This is a genomic window from Kutzneria sp. CA-103260 (assembly GCF_018263855.1).
Lineage (GTDB): Bacteria > Actinomycetota > Actinomycetes > Mycobacteriales > Pseudonocardiaceae > Kutzneria.
Window position 1 is genome coordinate 6,405,651 of sequence record NZ_CP073318.1, and the last position, 18,695, is coordinate 6,424,345.

Below are 18,695 nucleotides of genomic sequence, written 5' to 3' on the forward strand. Positions count from 1 at the left end.
TCGCTTCCCCTTCGACGTTAGGCGAAGTTGGCGGGTTGTCCACGGGTGGTCAGTCGAAGGTGTGAACGGCGCTAACCTGTCGCACATGGTTACCGGACAACCTTGGGAGTGGCCGGAAACGGTCTGGCGGCGGGAAACGGGCCGGGTGCGCGCGGGCCGCAGCCTGCGGCCGTCGAGCTGGCCGGACGGGCGGCAGGCGGCCGTGGCGCTGTCCTTCGACTCCGACCACGAGACGATTCCCCTGCGGGACGCGGAGTTCAGCCCGTGCCAGCTGTCGCAGGGCGAGTACGGCAGCCGCGTCGGCGTGCCGAAAATCCTGAACCTGCTGGCGCGGCACGGGATCCCGGCGACGTTTTTCGTGCCGGCGGTGTCCGCGCTGCTGCATCCGGCCGACATCGACGCGTACGTTCGAGCGGGGCACGAAGTGGCCCTGCACGGCTGGATCCACGAGCGCAACACGGCCCTGCCGCCCGGTGTGGAACGGGACTTGGCTTTGCGGGCCGCCGACACGTTGGAGCGACTTGCCGGCACGCGGCCGGTCGGGCTGCGGACCCCGTCGTGGGACTTCAGCGCCGACACCCTGGCCGTGATCCGGGAGCTGGGCCTGCGCTACGACTCGTCACTGATGGCCGACGACGACCCGTACGAGGTGGTGGCCGACGGCGAGCCGACCGGGCTGGTGGAGATCCCGGTGGAGTGGATCCGGGACGACGCGCCGTTCTTCCCGCGTGATCCGACCCGGCCGAGCGTGCCGCCCCGCCAGGTGCTGACCACCTGGCGGGACGAGTTCGACGCCGCCTACGCCGACGGCGGGCTGTTCCAGCTCACGATGCACCCGCACGTGATCGGGCACCGGTCCCGGTTCGTGGCGCTGCGCCAGCTGGTCGAGTACATCGCCGGGCACAACGTGTGGTTCGCGTCACACGCTGACGTTGCCGGCTGGTGCCTGCGCGAGTGAGGCCGCGGCGGCCTTGGCGCTGCGGGTCCAGTCCCGCCAGCCCTTGATCACCAGGGCCGTGAACACGATGTAGACGCTGGCGCTGAAGTACAGGCCGGACGCGATCTGCAGCGGCACGCCGATCGCGTCCACCAGCAGCCAGACCAGCCAGAACTCGACCAGGCGCAGGCCCTGGGCGGCGTAGGCGACGGCGGTGCCGATGAAGATCGCCGCGTCCGGCCACGGGGCCCAGGACCCGTTGGTGGCCTGCAGCAGCAGCGCCATGCCGATGGTGCCGAGGACCAGCGCCGCGGCGAGGGCGCCCAGCTCGGGCCAGGTGGAGCGGCGGACCAGCACGCCGTACTCGGCGTCACGGCGGCGGGTCCACGCCCACCAGCCGTACAGCGAGATGGCGAACACGATGACCTGCCGCAGCGCGAGTCCGCCCAGGTGGGCCGAGGTGTAGACGGAGAACAGCAGGACCGCGGCGGCGATCTGCACCGGCCATGTCCACAGGGTGCGGCGCTGGGCCAGGAACACCACGGCCACCGCGCCGATCTGACCCAACAGCTCCGCGAACGAGATGTGCTCGCCCAGCAGCGTCAGCCCGTGCTCCAGCAACCAGTTCACCCTGGTCAGCCCCCTTCTCCGGCTCGGTTCCGGGGCTGTTTCGCGCGCACGCCGATGGCGGACGTGTGCGCGCCTCTCATCCGGACTGTCACCGTCGGCCCTGGAGTCGCACCAGGTCGGCCGCTCGGCATCGCTGCCTTGCGGTTCGCGGGCTGTACCGCCGGTTTGGAATTTCACCAAGCCCCGGAGCGCACGTCTCCTGACTGGAGAACATAAGCCCCGGGGCCGGTTATTCCGGAGGGATTTAGGTCACTCGGGCCGCGACTGCTGGTCCGGGTCGGGCCGGGGGAAGCCCTGCGCCGGCGTGGGAGTGTCGGACCCCGGCGGCTGGTTGCGTTCCCACGGCGCGTCCTGGGCCGACCCGTCGGCCGGACGGCTGGCCGCCTCGGCCTGGGCCCGGGTCAGCCACTGCTCCCAGCGGGACTGCATCGGGCGGACCATGCCGCCACCCACACCCACCACCAGGATGCCGCCGACCGTGGCCAACGCGAAGATCAGCACCGGCTCGGTGACCGTGGTCGCGATGCCCAACTGGTTCAGCGCCGCGATGACACCCAGCGCCAGCAGGAAGGCGTAGCTGACGGTGCCGAGCAGCTGTCCGTACTGCCGGCCGGCCAGCGCACCCGTGATCAGGGTGCGCACCACCCGGGCGATCGCCGAGGCGATCAGCACCAGGATGATCGCCACCACCACCCGTGGCAGGTACGCGATGACCTGGTTGAGCAGGTCGCTGACCGGGTTGCCGGTGCCGAACACGCCGAACGCGTAGTTCAGCGCGATCAGCATGACGAAGTAGAAGACCAGTTGGACGATCAGCTTGCCCGCGTCCACCGGTGATTTCGGCCCGCCCAGCCCCGACCGCTCGACCAGCCGGCCGAAGCCGACCTTGCCGAGCAGCAGCTCGACCGCCTTGGACAGCGCCTTGGCCACCAGCCATCCGACCAGCAGCACGATGAGAAAGCCCAGCAGCTTGGGCACGAACGTGGTGATCAGCGCCCACGCGTCGCCCAGCCCCTGACTGAGTTGATCGCCCATTGCCGAATGGTTTCGCAGCGTCCACCGTGGAGCAACTCGACACGGTTGGCACGAAAGGGGGAACCGCGTGGCGCCTGGCCCCACTTTGATCCACAGTGGACACACCGGTGGGGACCGGGGAGACGGAGGCCGCCCGGCGCCAAGCGCCCGGCGGCCTCCGGCATGTCAACGCCCCGAGCCCACCACCAGGAAAGACCAGCGCCGCCGACACAAGACACAGGCCCGCCGGCGCCAGTTGGAAACGCGAGTCCCGCTCTCGGGCAGGCGAGTCCCGTCCTCGGGCCCCACCACTTCACACAACCACGCTGGAAATGGCCCGAGGGCGGGACTCGCTGTAACACGTGAGCAGGACTCGCGCTATCGGCAACCACCCCACCACGACGAGACCCCGCCCCCAGAACCGGTAGTTCAGTTGCCCGAGAGCGGGACTCGCGATCAGAACGGGGCTAGGGCGGAGAGGTAGTTGTGCACGGACTGGCCGAGGGTGGCGGAGCGGGCGGGCAGGGTGTCGGCGGGGACGTCGGGGCGGGGCGAGCCGGGGCAGACCGACGAGCTGTCGGGCAGGACGCCGTCGACGAAGTAGCGGTTGATCTTCTCGGTGGCGCAGGGGTTGGTGCCGTACTGGCCGTGGGCGCCCTCGTCGGAGACGGTGATGAGATTGTCCCGAAGGCGTTGCGCCATGGCGGGTCCGCCGGCGTACTCGGTCTGGGTGTCGCCCTCTCCCTGCACGACAACCCCGACGGGATAGCCCCTGCGGGCCAGGGAAACCGGCGGCTCGGCGGGAGTGAAGGAGCGGTAGGTGCAGGTGGTCGGAGCCGCCCGCAGCACACCGTAGCCGTACGGGAAGGCGTCCCGATAGATGCGCATGTCCTGGTAGTAGGTGGTCACGTCAGTTGGCCAGTCGGCCTCGCAGGTGACGGTGTCGAAAACACCGGACTGCAAGGCGTCCAGGCCCCGCTGGGCCAGTGCGGTGCCGGCGCCGACGGCGTCGCCGACGGCGACATGGTCGCCCTTGCGCAGGGACACCAGCACCTGGGCCAGGTCCGACCACAGTGGACGGTAGCGGGCGCCCTCGCCGACGGCCCCGTCGAGGGTGCTGCGGGTGAACTTGCCGACCGGGGACTTGGCCAGGGTGCTGGCCAACTGTTCGACGGAGACCAGCACGGCGGCCCGCCCGACGCCGAGGCCGAAGGCCCCGTTGCGGTCCCCGACCCACGCGGCCCAAGAGTCCACATCGGACCGATAGGCGGCGGCCTGCTCCATGAACTGCCGACGCCAGATCCACTCGGGGTGCACGGACGAGTCCAGCACGGACAGGTTCAGCCGATCGGGGAACAGACTCCCGTAGACGGCCCCGAGATAGGTGCCGTACGAGTAGCCGAGGTAGTTGATCTTGGCGACTCCCAGCGCGTCGCGGATCTGGTCCATGTCCCGGGCGGTGTCCCGGGTGTCGATGAACGGCCGGATGCCGCCGCCGGAGCGCTTGCAGGCGTCCTCGGTCGAGCGGGCGTCGGCGGCCCACGCCGCGAACTGGTCGTCGGCGGGCCGGGACTCCAGGCCGGCGAGACCACGCGGGGTCAGGCAGCGCAGGGCGGTGGACGAGCCGACACCGCGGGGGTCGAAGCCGACGAGGTCGTAGTACTGGCCGAGCGGCGTGTGGTCGGCGATGTAGCGCGGCATGGACAGCCCGCTGCCGCCGGGCCCGCCGGGGTTGATCAGCAGCACTCCCTTGCGGTGCGCGGGATCGGCGGCCGGGCGCCGGCTCACCATGACGGCTATGGTGCCCTGGTCGGGGTGCACGTAGTCCAGCGGCACGGACAGCGTGGCGCATTCGAGTGCGGCGAGCGCGCCGGAGCACGGGCCCCAGACCACCCGCTGCGCCTGCGCCGGAGTCACCAGCGACACGACAGCGAGCAGGCTCAGCGCGACGGGCAGCAGTCTTCGCAAGTCAACCTCCTCCATGGCTTTCAACCCCGAACATAGGGGCGATTTCGGTCCGCGAGCTGGTTGTTCAGTCGACCGGGTGGGTGGCGTGCAAAGCTGTGGCAATGGGTGATCTGGCGTGGGACTCGTTGTCGACGGAGACGTTGCGCCGGCTCGAGCACGCCTCGGGCCGGCTGGCCACCGGCACGATCGGCGAGATGGAGCGGCGGCTGCCGTGGTTCCGGCGACTGCCGGCCGACCAGCGGGCCAGCGTGCTGATGGTCACCCAGTCCGGGGTCGCCGGCTTCGTGTCGTGGCTGCGCGACAACAAGCAGGCGATCCGGCTGACCGCCGAGGCGTTCCGCTCCGCCCCCAAGGACATGTCGCGCTGGGTGAGCCTGCGCCAGACCGTGGAACTGGTCCGGGTGGCGCTGGAGGTCTTCGAGCAGATGCTGCCGGACATCGCCGCCGACGAGAAGGAGCGCGGCCAGCTGACCGAGGCGGTGCTGCGCTACGGCCGGGAGATCGCCTTCGCCGCCGCCACTTCCTATGCGGCGGCCGCCGAGGCCCGTGGCGCGTGGGACGCCCGGCTGGAGGCGTTGATCGTGGACGGCATCGTCCGTGGCGACGCCGAGGAGTCCCTGCTGTCCCGGGCGTCGGCGCTGGGCTGGCAGCAGGCGGCCGAGGCCACGGTCCTGGTCGGCAACCCGATGTCGGCCGAGCCGACCCGGGTGGTGTTCGACGTGCGCAGCCGGGCCGCCCGGATCCACCGGCCGGTGCTGCTCAGCGTGCAGGGATCACGGCTGGTGGTGGTGCTGGGCGGCTCCGAGGACGAGGCCCGGGGCCAGGAGGTGCTGGCCAAGATGGCCGAGGCGTTCGGCCCCGGCCCGGTGGTCGTCGGGCCGACGGTGGACAGCATCGCCGAGGCGCACCGCAGCGCCTCCGACGCCCTGTCCGGCCTGCGGGCGGTGGTCGGCTGGCCGACCGCGCCGCGGCCGGTGCGGTCGCTGGACCTGCTGCCGGAGCGGGCGCTGGCCGGCGACCCGGAGGCGGAGTGGCAGCTGATCGAGCGCATCGCCCGGCCGCTGGAGGAGGCCACCGGCGGGCTGATGGCCACAGTGGACGCGTTCCTGGAGACCGGCGGCGTGCTGGAGGCGTGCGCCCGCAACCTGTTCGTGCACCCGAACACGGTCCGGTACCGGCTCAAGCGGGTCACGGAGCTCACCGGCCGCAACGCCAACGACCCGCGCGACGCCCTGGTGCTGCGGGTGGCGCTGACCGTGGGCCGGCTGGCCAAGGCCCGCGGCCTGTGGTGACAGTGAGCGACGCCTCAGGGGCTGGGATGCGACGCCTTCGACAACCCTCCAGGCCGCTCACTGGACATTTTCTAGCAACCTTTGGAGGGTTCCTACAACGCTGACCATCGGACTTCGTCGGTGGCGACATCCCGGGACGCCGCCGCGACCGTGTTCAGTGATCTGGTGATCGCGCTGCTCGCTCCCGGACAGGGATCTCAGGCCCCCGGCATGCTCGCCCCATGGCTCGAACTGGACGGCGTCGCGGAGCTCGTGGCCGGTTGGTCCGAGACCACCGGCCTCGACCTGGCCCGGCTGGGCAGCACGGCGGACGCCGAGGAGATCAAGGACACCGCCATCACGCAGCCGCTGATCGTGGCGCTGACCCTGGTGGCCTTCCGCGAGCTCCAGCGGCGGGTGCCGGTGCCGGCGGCCGCGCCGGTGGCCGGTCACTCCATCGGCGAGCTGGCCGCGTCGGCGATCGCCGGCGTGCTGTCCATGGACGACGCCGTGGCGCTGGCCGCGGTGCGCGGCCGCGCGATGGCCGAGGCCTGCGCCCTGGAGCCGACCGGCATGGCCGCGGTGATGGGCGGCGAGGCCGACGAGCTGCTGGCCCGGCTGGACGAGTACGGCCTGGTCCCGGCCAACCGCAACGGCGCCGGCCAGACCATCGCCGCCGGCTCGTTGACCGCGCTGCAGAAGCTGGCCGACGAGCGGCCGGCCGGCACCAAGGTGGTGATGTTGAAGGTGGCGGGCGCCTTCCACACCCACTACATGGACCCGGCCCGGGAGACGCTGCGGGAGAAGGTGGCCGGCGTGGCCACCGCCGACCCGAACCGGCCGCTGCTGTCCAACGCGGACGGCTCCGTGGTCACCAGCGGCTCCGAGATGCTCGGCCGCCTGGTCGCCCAGGTGACCCTGCCGGTGCGCTGGGACCTGTGCATGGACACGCTGGCCCGCTCCGGCGTGACGACCACCATCGAACTGGCCCCGGGCGGCGCGCTGACCGGCCTGGTCAAGCGGCAGCTCAAGGACGTCGTGACCAAGCCGATCGCGATCAAGACCCCGGCGGACCTGGACAAGGCAGTGGAGGCGGTGCAGCAGTGAGCGAGCGTCCCAGTCTGATCGGCCGCACCGGCCCGGCCGGCACCCGGCTGTTGGGCTTCGGCAGCGCCCAGGGCAACCGGGTCGTCACCAACGACGACATCGCGGCGATGGGCGTGGACACCAACGACGAGTGGATCCGGCAGCGGGTCGGCATCGTCGAGCGGCGGTTGTGCGACCCGGACCAGACGCTGGTCGACCTGGCCGTGGCCGCCGGCGCCAACGCGCTGGCCGACTCGGGCGTGGCGGCCGGCGAGATCGACACCGTGCTGGTGGCGACCTGCACCATGCCGGGCAACATCCCCAACGCGGCCGCGCAGACCGCGGACCGGATCGGCGTCAGCTCGCCGGCCGCCTTCGACCTGAACGCCGCGTGCGCCGGCTTCCCGTACTCGCTGACCGTGGCCAGCGACATGATCCGGGGCGGCAGCGCGAACAAGGTCTTGGTGATCGGGGCCGAGCGGTTCACCGACTGGGTGGACTGGTCCGACCGCGGCAACTGCATCATCTTCGCCGACGGCGCGGGAGCCTGTGTGGTCGGGCCGGCCGACGAGCCGCTGATCGCGCCGGCCGTGCTGGGCAGCTCCGGCGACCTGGTGGACATGATCGGCCTGACCCCGGCCGGCCACATCTTCCAGGAGGGCCAGTCGGTGTTCCGCTGGGCCACCACCCAGATCGCGCCGATCGCCGAGCGCGCGGTGGAGGCGGCCGGCGTGAAGCTGTCCGACATCGACGTGCTGGTGCCGCACCAGGCCAACCTGCGCATCGTCGAGCACATCGCCAAGAAGCTGCGGGCCAAGGGCGCCCGCGACGACATGGTGGTGGCCGACGACATCGTGCACTCCGGCAACACCTCGTCCGCCTCGATCCCGATGGCCATCGACCACATGCGGGCCGACGGCCGGATCTCCAGCGGCGACGTGATGCTGCTGGTCGGCTTCGGCGCCGGCCTGTCCTACTCGGGCCAGGTCGCCATCTGCCCCTGACGGGCACAGCTTTCCGGTGCGGCGACCCGCCCCGCCGGGGAATCACGATGAAAGGAACCACAAGGTGGACAACGAGGAGATCCGCACCGGGCTGGCCGAGATCGTCGAGGAGGTCGCGGGTGTGGCCGTCGACGACGTGACGGTCGAGAAGTCCTTCGTCGACGACCTGGACATCGACTCGCTGTCCATGGTGGAGATCGCGGTGCAGGCCGAGGACAAGTTCGGCGTGAAGATCCCGGACGACGAGCTGGCCAACCTGAAGACGGTCGGCGACGCGGTGAACTACATCGCCAGCAACGCCTGAGCTTGTCGGGAACGAACTGCAGTAGAGCGGAGGCGAAGTGAGCTCTGTCGACGTCGTCGTCACCGGTGTCGGCGCGACGACCCCACTGGGCGGGGACGTCGCGTCCACCTGGGACGGCCTGCTCGCCGGCCGCAGCGGGGTATCGACCCTGGACGCGGACTGGGTGCACAAGTACGAGCTGCCGGTGCAGATCGCCGCGCAGCTCAAGGTTCAGCCCACCGAGATCCTGCCCAGGGTTGAGGCCCGGCGGCTGGACCGCAGCGAGCAGGTCGCCATGGTGGCGTCCCGGCAGGCTTACTCCGACGCCGGCCTCGACGAGGACGCCGTCGACCCGGAGCGGCTCGCGGTGATCATCGGCACCGGCATCGGCGGCGCGCTGACCCTGCTCGCGCAGGACGACCTGCTGGAGACGGCGGGCCTGCGCAAGGTGTCGCCGCTGACCGTGCCGATGCTGATGCCCAACGGCCCGGCCGCGCACGTCGGCCTGACGCTCAAGGCCCGGGCCGGGGTGCACGCCCCGGTGTCGGCCTGCGCGTCCGGCGCGGAGGCGATCGCCTGGGCCTACCGGATGATCCGCAGCGGCGAGGCCGACGTGGTGGTGGCCGGCGGCGCCGAGGCGTGCATCACCGGCATCACGATGGCCGGCTTCGCGCAGGCCCGGACCATGTCCACCCGCAACAGCGCGCCGGAGCAGGCCTCCCGGCCGTTCGACGTGGAGCGGGACGGGTTCGTGCTCGGCGAGGGCGCCGGCATCATGGTGCTGGAGCGGGCCGACCACGCCAAGGCCCGCGGGGCCAAGGTGTACGGCCGGCTGGCCGGCATCGGCACCAGCTCCGACGCGTACCACATCACCGGGCCCGACCCGGAGGGCAACGGCCAGCTGCGCGCCATCAAGGCGGCCATGCGCAGCGGGGAGCTGGCGGCCGAGGACATCGGGCACGTGAACTGCCACGCCACCTCGACGCCGGTCGGCGACACGATCGAGTCGATCGCCATCCACCGGGCGATCGGCGACCATCCGCTGCTGACCGCGCCGAAGGGGTCGTTGGGCCACCTGCTGGGGGCGTCCGGCGCGGTGGAGGCCATCGCGACCGTGCTGTCCATCCGCGACGGCGTCATCCCGCCGACCGCGAACCTGCAGACGCCGGATCCGGCGCTGCTGCACGAGGTGGTGGCCGGCGAGCCGCGTCGGGTGGAGCTCAAGGCCGCGATCAACGACTCGTTCGGCTTCGGCGGCCACAACGTGGCCCTCGCCTTCGCCAAGGTCTGACGTTTGCGCCGGGAGGGGGGCTTTCCTGCGTTGGATGCAGGTAAAGCCCCCTTCCCAGCTTTTCTTGGTGCTCAGAAGGGGGCATTCCTGGCGTTGAACGCCAGGAATGCCCCCTTCCGGGCTTGTTCGGGACGTCAGGCCGGGCGGATCTCGTCCCAGGCCACGGGCAGCGCCGCGGGGCCGTAGACAGTGGTGTCGGCCTTGAACTGGATCTCGGCCAGCGAGGTGGCCAGCCGCAGGGTCGGCACCCGGCGCGGCAGGGTGGCCAGCGCGGTGGTCAGCTCCAGTCGGGCGATCTGCTGGCCGGCGCACTGGTGCGGGCCGTGGCCGAAGCCGATGTGGCCGCTGGTGGCCCGGTCGATGTCCAGCCGCTCCGGCTCGGCGAAGCGCTCCGGGTCGTGGTTGGCCGCCTGGATGGCCACCACCACGTAGTCGCCGGCGGCGATCGGCACGCCGCCGATCTCAGTGTCCTCGGTGGCCACCCGCATCAGCCCGGAGCCGACGCCCAGCAGCCGCACCAGCTCCTCGGCGGCGTTGGCGGCCCGCGACGGGTCGGCGGCCAGCAGGTCGAACTGCTCGCGGTTCTCCAGCAGGGCCAGCGTGCCGTAGGTGATCATGCTGGCCGTGGTGTCGTAGCCGGCGACCAGCAGGCCGGCCGCCATCTTGGTCAGCTCCAGGTCGGTGAACGGCTGCTCGTGCCGCTGGCCCCGGTCGACCATGACGCTCATCGCGTCCTCGCCGGGCGCGACGCGGCGGGCCCGGACCAGATCGCCGACGTACTCGAAGAGCGGGAACTTCAACGCGTCCAGGTCGTCCACGTCGGACTTGCCGCTGAACAGCGAGTCGGCCACCCGGTGGAAGATCTCGCGGTCGGCGTAGGGCACGTCCAGCAGCTCGGCGATCACCGAGGTGGTCAGCGGCTTGGAGAACCGCTCGTGCAGGTCGACCGGCCCGATCTCGCCGGCCAGCCCGTCCAGCAGCTCATCGGCGGTGCGCTGCACCATCGGCCGGAACTCCTCGATCCGGCGCATGGTGGAGATGGCCGGCGCGAACACCCGCCGGAAGCGGACGTGGTCGGGCCCGTCCATGCGGGCGAAGTCGCCCTCCTCCAGCGGCTGGTCCGGCGGCTGGTTGGCCAGCATGTGGCCGGCCTGCCCGGAGTTGTTGCTGAAACGCCGCGGGTCACCCATCACCTCGCGCACGTCGGCGTAGCGGGTGACCAGCCACGCGTCGAGGCCGGTCGGGCAGGTGACCCGGACCACCGGGGCTTCGGTGCGCAGGGCGGCGACCTCGGGCGCGGGCCCGAACGGACAGACGTCCTCGCGGGGCACGGGCAGGGGTCGGGCGCTGATCGTCGACGACAAGACGACTCCTTGTTGCGGTAAAACATCCCACCAGTTCGAGGTAAACACTATTCACTCGACCGTGTGATCCGCGAGTGGAGCAGGACGCACGACGCCGGGAGGTGCCCGATCAGGCAGGGTTCCGATTCCCCGGCCACCCCGGCGAATCCGGTCCGATCAGGCAGGATCGCTGTCCGGATGACGGCGGCGCGTGTCCGATCGGGGAGAGCTCCGGGGGGTTTATCCCTCGCACTTCTTGGCGATCACCGAGGGGCTGCCGATGCGAAAGCTGCCGCTGCCCATGTCCTCCATCGGCCACACCATCCACCAGTTGATACAGGTGGCCTTGAGGGTGTCCGGGGCGTCGGCGAGGTCCTGCTTGCTGGTGAACGAGCCGAACACGTCCGCGCCCTTGTCGGTGGCCTCGATCCGGTAGACGGTCATGTCGCTGTCCTTGGTGCTGCGCAGACCGCCGAGCCAGTCCTGCTGGGTCTGCTGCTGCGCCACCTTCGGCGTCATCGTCTTGCGCCACAGGTTGTAGTCCTGGTCGTTGGTGGCGTTGAAGTAGCTCTGGATGGCGTTCTGCACCCGGCTGAACAGCGGGTCGTTCTGGGCGAACGGCAGGAAGTACACCGAGCGCGGGTCCGGCGGCCGGACGGCCGGCGGCGCGGACGACTCGCTGGTGACCGGCGCGTGGCTGACCGACGGCGGCTTGGTCACCGCGTAGACCTGGCGGGCGATCAGGCCGCCGACCATCGCGCAGACCGCGATCAGCAACGTGATCGGGATCAGCCACGTCAGCGTCGTCCGATTGGGTGAAGCCTGCGGGGTCACGACAAGGAGAGTGCCACGGCTCACCCCACCCGGTGCAACCAGGTCACCGGCGCGCCGTCGCCGGCCCGGCGGAACGGCTCCAGGGCGTCGTCCCAGGGCTTGCCCAGCAGCGAGTCGACGCCGTGCGCGAAGGACTCGCCGGTCCTGGCCTTGGCGGCCAGGGCCCGCAGCTGGTCCTCGGCCACCACGACGTCGCCGTTGGCGGCCGCGCGGGCGTGCCACAGCCCGATGCCGGGGGCGAAGCAGAAGCGCTCGCCGTCCACGCCGGGGCTGGGGTCCTCGGTGACCTCGAACCTGATCATGGGCCACGCCTTGAGCGCGCCGCACAGCTGCGCGCCGGTGCCCGGCTCGCCGGTCCACGCGCACTCGGCCCGCAACTGGCCGGGGGCGGCCGGTTGCGCGGACCAGCGCAGGTCGGCCCGGACCCCGAGGGTGCCCGAGATGGCCCACTCGACGTGCGGACAGACCGCAGACGGCGACGAGTGGACGTACACCACGCCACTGGTCTTGCCACGGTTGTTCACTGCTGACCTCCGCCACTCGCCGAGGGACGTCTTCCCCTACGCCCTCACGTGCCGGTGACCACCAGCGGATCAAGCCGATGCGCCATTCTGCCCTGTGCCCGGGCTCAGCCGCCACCGCAACCGCAAGATCACGGGGCAGAGATCACCCGGGCGAGGGGGCACCAACACAGGTGAGGTCGATCACAGGACGGGAGGTGGCTGGCGGCGGCCGGCCGGTTACCGTTGACCCCTCGGGTCAAGGTGTGCCCTCGGGTCAATCAGCTGGGGAGGTGGGCGCCGTGCGCCTGGTGCGACTGGGCGACGCGCAGTCCGCGGTCGCGGCCGACGTCAAGGCGGCGCTGGCGTCGTGGGGCGGCGGCGACGCCGTGCTCGGCGGCGTGGCGCTGGCCGGCTACCTGCCGCCCGGCCGGCCCCGGCCGGTGGACATGCTGGTGCTGCTGCCCAACGCGGCGGTGGTGGTCGCGGGCGTGGACCTGCCGGACCCGGCCATGCGGCTGGACGCGCCGGTCACCGGCCAGTGGAAGATCGACGGCTGGCCGCTGGTCGGCCCGGACCCGACGGTCAACCCGGCGGCCGAGGCGGTCGGCGTGGCCGCGGCGGTGGCCGAAGTGGTGCGGGAGACTGGCTTACCCGTTCGGCTGATCCTGGCCATCGGCCCTTACGTCGGTCAGGTGACGCAGCCTCAGATGGACCTGGACCGCGGCATCCGGGTGCTGCACCCGATGCCGACCACGCTGCTGGCCGCCGTGCGCGACGTCGCCGGCCCGGCCCCGGGCATCACCGCCGAGCAGGCCGGCGGGCTGCTCATCCACCTCTGCCCGGACGAGCGGTTCACCACCGACGAGCTGATCGCCGAGGGCTTCCCGGCGGCCGCGACGGCCGCGCCAGCCGAGACGCCGGCCCGCAAGCGCCGCCGCTGGCTGCCGATCGGGGCGGCCGCGCTGATCGGGGCGCTGGCCGTGGGCAGCGTCATCGCCGCCCTGAGCACCGCCGGCGGCCCGGCTCCGGCCGCCGCCTCGCAGGCCGCCGGCTACACCCGGGTCGAGACCGTCGACGACGAGAGCCGGTGCGCCGACCACGCGTACGGGGACGTGAAGGTGTGGCTGAGCCACAACCAGTGCGTGGACCTGCGGCGCTGGAACTACCGGGTCGAGGACTCCGGGCGGCCGGCCGGGGTGGCCGTCGCCGAGATCCGCTTCGGCGGGCCCGAGCCGGCCGCCGCGTTCCAGTCGCTGGCCGAGCAGCCCGGCGCCGGCGGCATCACCGAGCTGCTGCGGGAGCGCCCGTGGCCGGGCGGCCCGACCTCGTTCGACCGAGCCGCCTTCACCAGCAACCGGTCCGGCGGCACGGTCCGGCTGGTCGAGACCGTCTGGATCGGACAGCCCAGCGCCGCCGACGACCCGGCGCTGGTGTCCCTGGCCAAGCGGACCTTGAACCTGGCCCTGTCCTAGCCGGCCCCGTCAAGTCAGAGGCCGTAGGCCTCCAGGAGGCGGAGCCAGACCTCGCTGATCGTCGGGTAGGACGGCACCGCGTGCCACAGCCGCTCCAGCGGCACCTCGCCGACGATGGCCACGGTCGCCGAGTGCAGCAGCTCGGCCACGTCCTGGCCGACGAAGGTCACGCCGACCAGCACACGTCGTTGCTCGTCGACGACCATCCGGGCCTTGCCGCGGTAGCCGTCGGCGTGCACCGAGGAGCCGGCGACGGCGATGTCCAGGTCCACGACCTTGGTCTCGATGCCGGCGGCGGCCGCCTGCGCGGCGGTCAGGCCGACGGAGGCGACCTCGGGGTCGGTGAACACGACCGCCGGCACCGAGGCGTGGTCGGCGGTGGCCGCGTACTGGCTCCATGGCGGCGTCTCGACCGGGCCCTTGGCCCGCGCGGCGATCACGTCGCCGACCACCCGGGCGGCGTACTTGCCCTGGTGGGTCAGCAGCGCGCGGCCGGTGACGTCGCCGGCGGCGTACAGCCACTGACCGTCCACCCCGGACACCAGGCCGGAGTCGTCGACGTGCAGCGTCTCGCCGGGGGTCAACCCAACCGTCTCCACGCCCAGGCTGGTGGTCGCGGGCCGGCGGCCGGTGGCGACCAGCAGCTCGTCGGCCTTGAGCACGGTGCCGTCGGCCAGGCCCAGGGATATGTCGCCGTCGCCGGCCCGGGACACGCTGACGGCCTTGGCCCCGGTGCGCAGGCGGACGCCGTCCTCGACCAGGCCCTCGGCGACGAGCTCGCCGGCGATCGGCTCCAGCTTCGGCAGCGGCCGGTCGCCGCTGATCACCAGGTCCACCTCGGCGCCGAGCCGCCGCCAGGCCTGGGCCAGCTCCACGCCGACCACGCCGCCGCCGAGCACGATCAGCCGGCCCGGGACCTCCTTGGCCGACGTGGCGTCGCGGGAGGTCCACACCCTCGTGTCGGCGATGCCCTCCAGCGGCGGCATGCTTGGCACGCTGCCGGTGCACACGGCCACCGCCTGCCGGGCGGTCAGCGTCCGGTCGCCGACCACCACCCGGCGCTCGCCGTCCAGCCGGGCGCTGCCGCGGACGACGGTGATGCCGGCGCCTTCGGCCCACTGCACCTGGCCGGCGTCATCCCAGTTGGACGTGAAGTAGGTGCGCCGGGCCAGCACCGCGGCGGCGTCCAAGTGGTCGCCCACCGGCACGCCGGGCAGTCGGCGGGCGGCGGCCAGCGCGTGCCCGGGCCGCAGCAGAGCCTTGCTCGGCATGCAGGCCCAGTACGAGCACTCCCCGCCGACCAGCTCGTGCTCGACCAGGGCGGCGGTCAGCCCGCCCCGGACCGCCCGCGCGGCGACGTTCTCGCCGACCGCGCCGCCACCGATCACGATCACGTCGAAGGTGCCCTGGTCGCTTGTCTCTGTCACGACGCAACCTCACACCACCGGTGATCCACGGGCAAGCCGGCCCCGGCCGTCCGGGCACTAATCGCTGAGCGCGGCGGTGGCCTCGGGGGTGTAGGCGAACAGACCGGGCAGGCCGCCGGTGTGCAGGAACAGCACGGTCTCGTCGGCGGCGATGGAACCGTCGCCGATCAGGGACACCATGCCGGCGGCGGTCTTGCCGGAGTAGACGGGCTCCAGGGTGATCGCCTCGGTCGAGCCGAACAGCGAGATGGCCCGCCACACGTCCTCGGTGGGCTGGCCGTAGCCGGGGCCGAGGGTGCGGTCGGTGATCCGGACCCGGTCCAGCGACGGCGGCGCGATGTCCAACAGCGCGGCCGTCTCCTCGATCAGCGGCGACAGGACCTGGCGGGCCGCCTCGACCGGACGGGACACGGCGATCAGGTCGATGTCGATCTCCCAGCCGAACGCGGCCGCGCCGACGACCAGACCGGCCGCGGTGCCGGCGCTGGCCAGCGGAGCGACCAGCCGGGACGGCCACACGCCGGTGTCGCCGAACTGCTCGATCAGTTCGGCGACCGCCTGCACATAGCCGAGAGCCCCTACGCCAGTGGAACCACCGACGGGGATGGACACCGTCTTTCCGTGAGCAGCCAACAACTCCTGGTGACGAACCTCGGCCTGCTCGTCGGTGTCGAGCACGTGCACGGTCGCGCCGTAGACGCGGTCGAGCAGGATGTTGCCCGACCGCTCGTACGCCTCGCCGTCACGCGGCACCGCGCGCGTGAGCACCAGGTCGCAGGCCAGCCCGAGCCGGGCGCAGGCGGCCGCGGTCAGCCGGCCGTGGTTGGTCTGGACCGCGCCGAAGGTGACGACCCGCTCGGCGCCGTCACGGACGGCGGCGCCCAGCAGGAACTCCAGTTTGCGCAGCTTGTTGCCGCCGACGCCGATCAGGCTCACGTCGTCGCGCTTGACCAGGACCCGTGTTCCCAGCCGGTCGGACAGCCGCGGGCACGCCTGCAGCGGCGATGGCCACTGTCCCAACCGGATGCGAGGGAAGCTCGACAGGTCCGTGGCCATCCGCGCGGTGTCCTCTCGCCGTCAGCTCTTCTCCAGCGCCTTGGCCAACAGCGTAGTCATGACTTCCTGTGCCGTCGCGACCACTTGGCGTCGCTGCCGGCTCGGCACCCGGTCGGCCATCTGCAGCAGTGACCCGCCGGATTCCACCGCGGCGAGGAACGCCAGGCGGTAACCCGCGCCCTTGCGCACCTTGTACCGCGCGGCGAACAGCGCGCCGATCTTGTCGGCGACCAGCCGGCGATGGTCGGACTCCGGATCCTCGAGGTGGTTGTCCATCACCTCGGCGAAGCGGACGCGCCCGAAGTCGGGGTCCTGCTTGCGCATCCGTTCGTGCACCGCGAGGACGCCGGCGACCGCCTGGCGCCAGTCGTCGGGCGCACCCTCGAAGTACTCCTCGACCTCCGTGAGGAACTTGTCGGTGCTGCGCAGCGCCAGCGCGCGCACCACCGACCGCTTGTCGGGGAAGTACTGGTAGAAGGACCCGATCGGAATGCCCGCCGACTCGGCGATGCGAGCCGTGGTGATCGAGTCGTAGTCCCGCTCGCCCAGCAGCGCCTGGCACGCGTCGAGGATCGCGGTCACGGTGGCCGCTCCCCTTGCCTGCACGGGCTGTCTGCGCATCAGCAGGGCAAGTCTGCTGTTGGTGTGATCGTCCTGCACCGGAACATGGTGCGGCCTCACGACCCGTTTCACGCACTGTTCGGGCCAAACACTCAGCGGACTGCCAGGAAAGTCGGGGCCGAATGGAAGCGTTTTCGCGCTGACCAGGGAAAACGTCATTAGGGCCCATATGAGGGGTCATCACCCGGGCGGCCGAGTAACGCTCACTCTGTGGCAAACGGTTTGCAACACGCCGTGATCACGGGCGTGCCCCGCCCGGCTGGGACCGGACGGGGCACGTCGTTTTTTCCAGATGGCGACCAGAGCGCCGGGACCTACTTGATGCCGGCGGCCAGGATCTTGGCGGCGTCCGGCGAGCCGATGCCGGTCACCAGGTCGAAGCCGGCGCCGGCCTTGTAGGCCCCGTTGCTGCCGCTGGTGATGTCGTGGAAGTTCGACGCGGCGATCGAGTACAGCTTGGTGTTGGCCGAGCCCAGGCCGGTCTTGCCCTGAGCGGCGGCGGACTGGTTGTAGACCGCGGCGACGCCGGCCCAGATCGGGGCCGCGCCGGAGGTGCCGTACACCGAGGTCCACTGTCCCTGGGTGTAGACGGAGATGCCCGTGGGTCCACCCTGGGCGGAAACATCGGGCACCTGGCGCTTGCCGGTGCTGCCGACCTTCACGCCGCTCTGGAACGAGGGCAGCGCGAACACGGTGGAAGTGCCGCCGCCGGAGCCGTTCCACGCGGTCTCGCTCTTCCACGAAGTGGTCGTGGAAGTGGACAGGTTGGTCCCGCCGACGCCGGTCACGTACGGGTCGCTGGCCGGGTAGTCGACGCTGGTGCTGCCGTCGCCGTTGTCGTCGGAGCCGCTGTCGCCGGAGGCGGCGAAGAAGCTCTGACCCTGCGCGGCGCCCTGCTTGAACACGTTGTCCACGGCCTGGATGCCCGAGGTGGTGCGGCCCTTCTCGGACAGGCCCCAGCTGATCGAGGTCACCGAGATCTTGCTGGCCACGATGGCGTTGGCCAGGTCGACCTCGCCCTGGTCGGTGTTCGGGGCCTCGAACACGGTGATGTTGGCCTTCGGCGCGATCGCCTGCACGGCCTCGATGTCCAACTCCACCTCGACCTGGCCGTCGCCCAGCGCGCCGGAGCCGCCGGAGACCTTCTGCACCTTGGGCGTGGGCGAGCCGGTGTTGTAGTTGCTGTCGTACTTGGTGATGTTGGACTGCTGGAAGCCGTCGAACTCCCAGAGCGCCACCGTCTGGCCGGTGCCGTTGTTGGCCGACGACACGTCGTAGGCGCCCTTGAGCTGGGTCGGCGTGAAACCGCCGCCGGGGCCCGCGTGCGGCGCGACCGTACCGTGGTGGACGCGAATCTGTCGGTTGTTCAGACCAGCGACGTCGAGCACTACTCCGCTCAGCTCAGCGGGCAAGGTCGGCGCGGAAGCGTTGGCGTAGAAGGAGCGGCCGCCGGCCCGGTAGTTCTGCAGCGTGGTGCCGAAGGCCTTCTGGACCGCCGCCGCCGGGCCGCTGGCGTCCACGGTGAGGTGGTTGCCGCTCACGCTGTCCACCGACAGGCCCTGGCCGCGCAGGTAGTTGGTGACCCGGTCGACCTGGTCGGAGGTCGGGCCGAAGCGGGCGGTGAACTGCTCCGGGGTGAGGAAGTGGCCGTACTGGGCCGAATGCGGGTCGTTCACCGCGGCGATGGTGCGGTCCAGCTCGGCGCCGTTGCGCAGGTTCAGGCTGACCGCCACCGAAATCTTCTGGTCGGCCGCCACCGCGCCCAACTGCTGGGCCTGCGCCAGACCGGCCACCGCGTCCGCGGCCAGGGTCACCTTCGGCGCCGGCGCGGCCAGCGCGATCGGCGCCGCGACCGCGGCGATGGCGAGCGGGGCGACCAGCGCGCCGATGATCCTCACAGTTTTCACGTCTGCTCTCCCGGTGCAGGGAAGGATCGGTACGCACACAACGCTATT

The 18,695-nt window shown here is 71.6% G+C and carries 17 protein-coding genes and 1 riboswitch; of the genes, 7 read left to right on the forward strand and 10 right to left on the reverse strand.

The window, feature by feature from the left end; genetic code table 11:
• The first annotated feature begins 85 nt into the window (after positions 1-85).
• Positions 86-958, forward strand: a complete 873-nt coding sequence (locus tag JJ691_RS28055; protein ID WP_211762614.1) for a polysaccharide deacetylase family protein — start codon at positions 86-88, stop codon at positions 956-958.
• Here the strand turns inward: JJ691_RS28055 and pnuC are convergent.
• From pnuC to JJ691_RS28070, 3 genes are all read right to left on the reverse strand, one after another.
• Positions 920-1,567 carry a nicotinamide riboside transporter PnuC gene (pnuC, locus tag JJ691_RS28060; RefSeq protein ID WP_211762615.1) on the reverse strand — a complete coding sequence of 216 codons (648 nt, stop codon included), beginning with the start codon at positions 1,565-1,567 and terminating at the stop codon, positions 920-922. The two genes, JJ691_RS28055 and pnuC, sit on opposite strands and share 39 nt — an antisense overlap.
• Before the next feature lie 64 nt (positions 1,568-1,631).
• Positions 1,632-1,762, reverse strand: a riboswitch (FMN riboswitch).
• A gap of 54 nt (positions 1,763-1,816) precedes the next feature.
• Positions 1,817-2,602, reverse strand: coding sequence for a mechanosensitive ion channel family protein (locus JJ691_RS28065; protein WP_211762616.1), 786 nt, complete (start codon positions 2,600-2,602; stop codon positions 1,817-1,819).
• Positions 2,603-3,037: 435 nt separating this feature from the next.
• Positions 3,038-4,564, reverse strand: a complete 1,527-nt coding sequence (locus tag JJ691_RS28070) for an alpha/beta fold hydrolase (protein ID WP_211762617.1) — start codon at positions 4,562-4,564, stop codon at positions 3,038-3,040.
• Positions 4,565-4,650: 86 nt separating this feature from the next.
• On the opposite strand from JJ691_RS28070, the gene JJ691_RS28075 reads away from it, so the two are divergent.
• The 5 genes from JJ691_RS28075 (at position 4,651) to JJ691_RS28095 (ending at position 9,484) form a co-directional block, all read left to right on the forward strand.
• Positions 4,651-5,841 (forward strand): PucR family transcriptional regulator, encoded by a 1,191-nt coding sequence (locus tag JJ691_RS28075; protein WP_211762618.1) that lies wholly within the window; start codon positions 4,651-4,653, stop codon positions 5,839-5,841.
• 150 nt (positions 5,842-5,991) lie between these two features.
• The gene (locus JJ691_RS28080) at positions 5,992-6,927 is read left to right on the forward strand and encodes an ACP S-malonyltransferase (RefSeq protein WP_305875444.1); all 936 of its coding nucleotides are present in this window, start codon (positions 5,992-5,994) and stop codon (positions 6,925-6,927) included.
• Positions 6,924-7,910 carry a beta-ketoacyl-ACP synthase III gene (locus JJ691_RS28085; RefSeq protein WP_211762619.1) on the forward strand — a complete coding sequence of 329 codons (987 nt, stop codon included), beginning with the start codon at positions 6,924-6,926 and terminating at the stop codon, positions 7,908-7,910. Before JJ691_RS28080 ends, JJ691_RS28085 begins: the two co-directional genes overlap by 4 nt.
• A 64-nt stretch (positions 7,911-7,974) precedes the next feature.
• Positions 7,975-8,214, forward strand: a complete 240-nt coding sequence (locus JJ691_RS28090; protein WP_211762620.1) for an acyl carrier protein — start codon at positions 7,975-7,977, stop codon at positions 8,212-8,214.
• Between the two features lie 37 nt (positions 8,215-8,251).
• Complete coding sequence (locus tag JJ691_RS28095; protein WP_211762621.1) at positions 8,252-9,484, forward strand: beta-ketoacyl-[acyl-carrier-protein] synthase family protein; 1,233 nt, start codon at positions 8,252-8,254, stop codon at positions 9,482-9,484.
• A 134-nt stretch (positions 9,485-9,618) separates the two neighbouring features.
• Here JJ691_RS28095 and JJ691_RS28100 read toward each other — a convergent pair whose 3' ends face one another.
• From JJ691_RS28100 to JJ691_RS28110, 3 genes are all read right to left on the reverse strand, one after another.
• Positions 9,619-10,848: a cytochrome P450 gene (locus JJ691_RS28100; protein ID WP_211762622.1), complete on the reverse strand. Its 1,230-nt coding sequence runs from the start codon at positions 10,846-10,848 to the stop codon at positions 9,619-9,621.
• A gap of 219 nt (positions 10,849-11,067) precedes the next feature.
• Entirely contained in the window at positions 11,068-11,661 is a 594-nt protein-coding gene (locus JJ691_RS28105; protein ID WP_211762623.1) for a hypothetical protein, read from the reverse strand.
• A gap of 20 nt (positions 11,662-11,681) precedes the next feature.
• Positions 11,682-12,185 carry a DUF3145 domain-containing protein gene (locus JJ691_RS28110; RefSeq protein WP_211762624.1) on the reverse strand — a complete coding sequence of 168 codons (504 nt, stop codon included), beginning with the start codon at positions 12,183-12,185 and terminating at the stop codon, positions 11,682-11,684.
• A gap of 278 nt (positions 12,186-12,463) precedes the next feature.
• On the opposite strand from JJ691_RS28110, the gene JJ691_RS28115 reads away from it, so the two are divergent.
• Positions 12,464-13,636, forward strand: coding sequence for a hypothetical protein (locus JJ691_RS28115; RefSeq protein WP_211762625.1), 1,173 nt, complete (start codon positions 12,464-12,466; stop codon positions 13,634-13,636).
• Between the two features lie 14 nt (positions 13,637-13,650).
• On the opposite strand, the gene JJ691_RS28120 is transcribed toward JJ691_RS28115, so the two are convergent.
• From JJ691_RS28120 to JJ691_RS28135, 4 genes are all read right to left on the reverse strand, one after another.
• A complete protein-coding gene (locus tag JJ691_RS28120) occupies positions 13,651-15,063 on the reverse strand; it encodes a dihydrolipoyl dehydrogenase family protein (protein ID WP_249227061.1) in 1,413 nt (470 codons plus the stop codon).
• A gap of 57 nt (positions 15,064-15,120) precedes the next feature.
• A complete protein-coding gene (locus JJ691_RS28125) occupies positions 15,121-16,119 on the reverse strand; it encodes a D-cysteine desulfhydrase family protein (protein WP_211762626.1) in 999 nt (332 codons plus the stop codon).
• A 21-nt stretch (positions 16,120-16,140) separates the two neighbouring features.
• Positions 16,141-16,779: a TetR/AcrR family transcriptional regulator gene (locus tag JJ691_RS28130; protein ID WP_249227062.1), complete on the reverse strand. Its 639-nt coding sequence runs from the start codon at positions 16,777-16,779 to the stop codon at positions 16,141-16,143.
• A 275-nt stretch (positions 16,780-17,054) separates the two neighbouring features.
• Positions 17,055-18,647, reverse strand: coding sequence for a S53 family peptidase (locus tag JJ691_RS28135; protein ID WP_211762627.1), 1,593 nt, complete (start codon positions 18,645-18,647; stop codon positions 17,055-17,057).
• Positions 18,648-18,695: the final 48 nt, after the last annotated feature.

Bases quoted from the DNA above. Each gene is read 5' to 3' on its own strand.
- JJ691_RS28055 (WP_211762614.1), top strand. From the start codon at position 86: ATGGTTACCGGACAACCTTGGGAGTGGCCGGAAACGGTCTGGCGGCGG.
- JJ691_RS28065 (WP_211762616.1), bottom strand. From the start codon at position 2,602: ATGGGCGATCAACTCAGTCAGGGGCTGGGCGACGCGTGGGCGCTGATC.
- JJ691_RS28070 (WP_211762617.1), bottom strand. From the start codon at position 4,564: ATGGAGGAGGTTGACTTGCGAAGACTGCTGCCCGTCGCGCTGAGCCTG.
- JJ691_RS28075 (WP_211762618.1), top strand. From the start codon at position 4,651: ATGGGTGATCTGGCGTGGGACTCGTTGTCGACGGAGACGTTGCGCCGG.
- JJ691_RS28125 (WP_211762626.1), bottom strand. From the start codon at position 16,119: ATGGCCACGGACCTGTCGAGCTTCCCTCGCATCCGGTTGGGACAGTGG.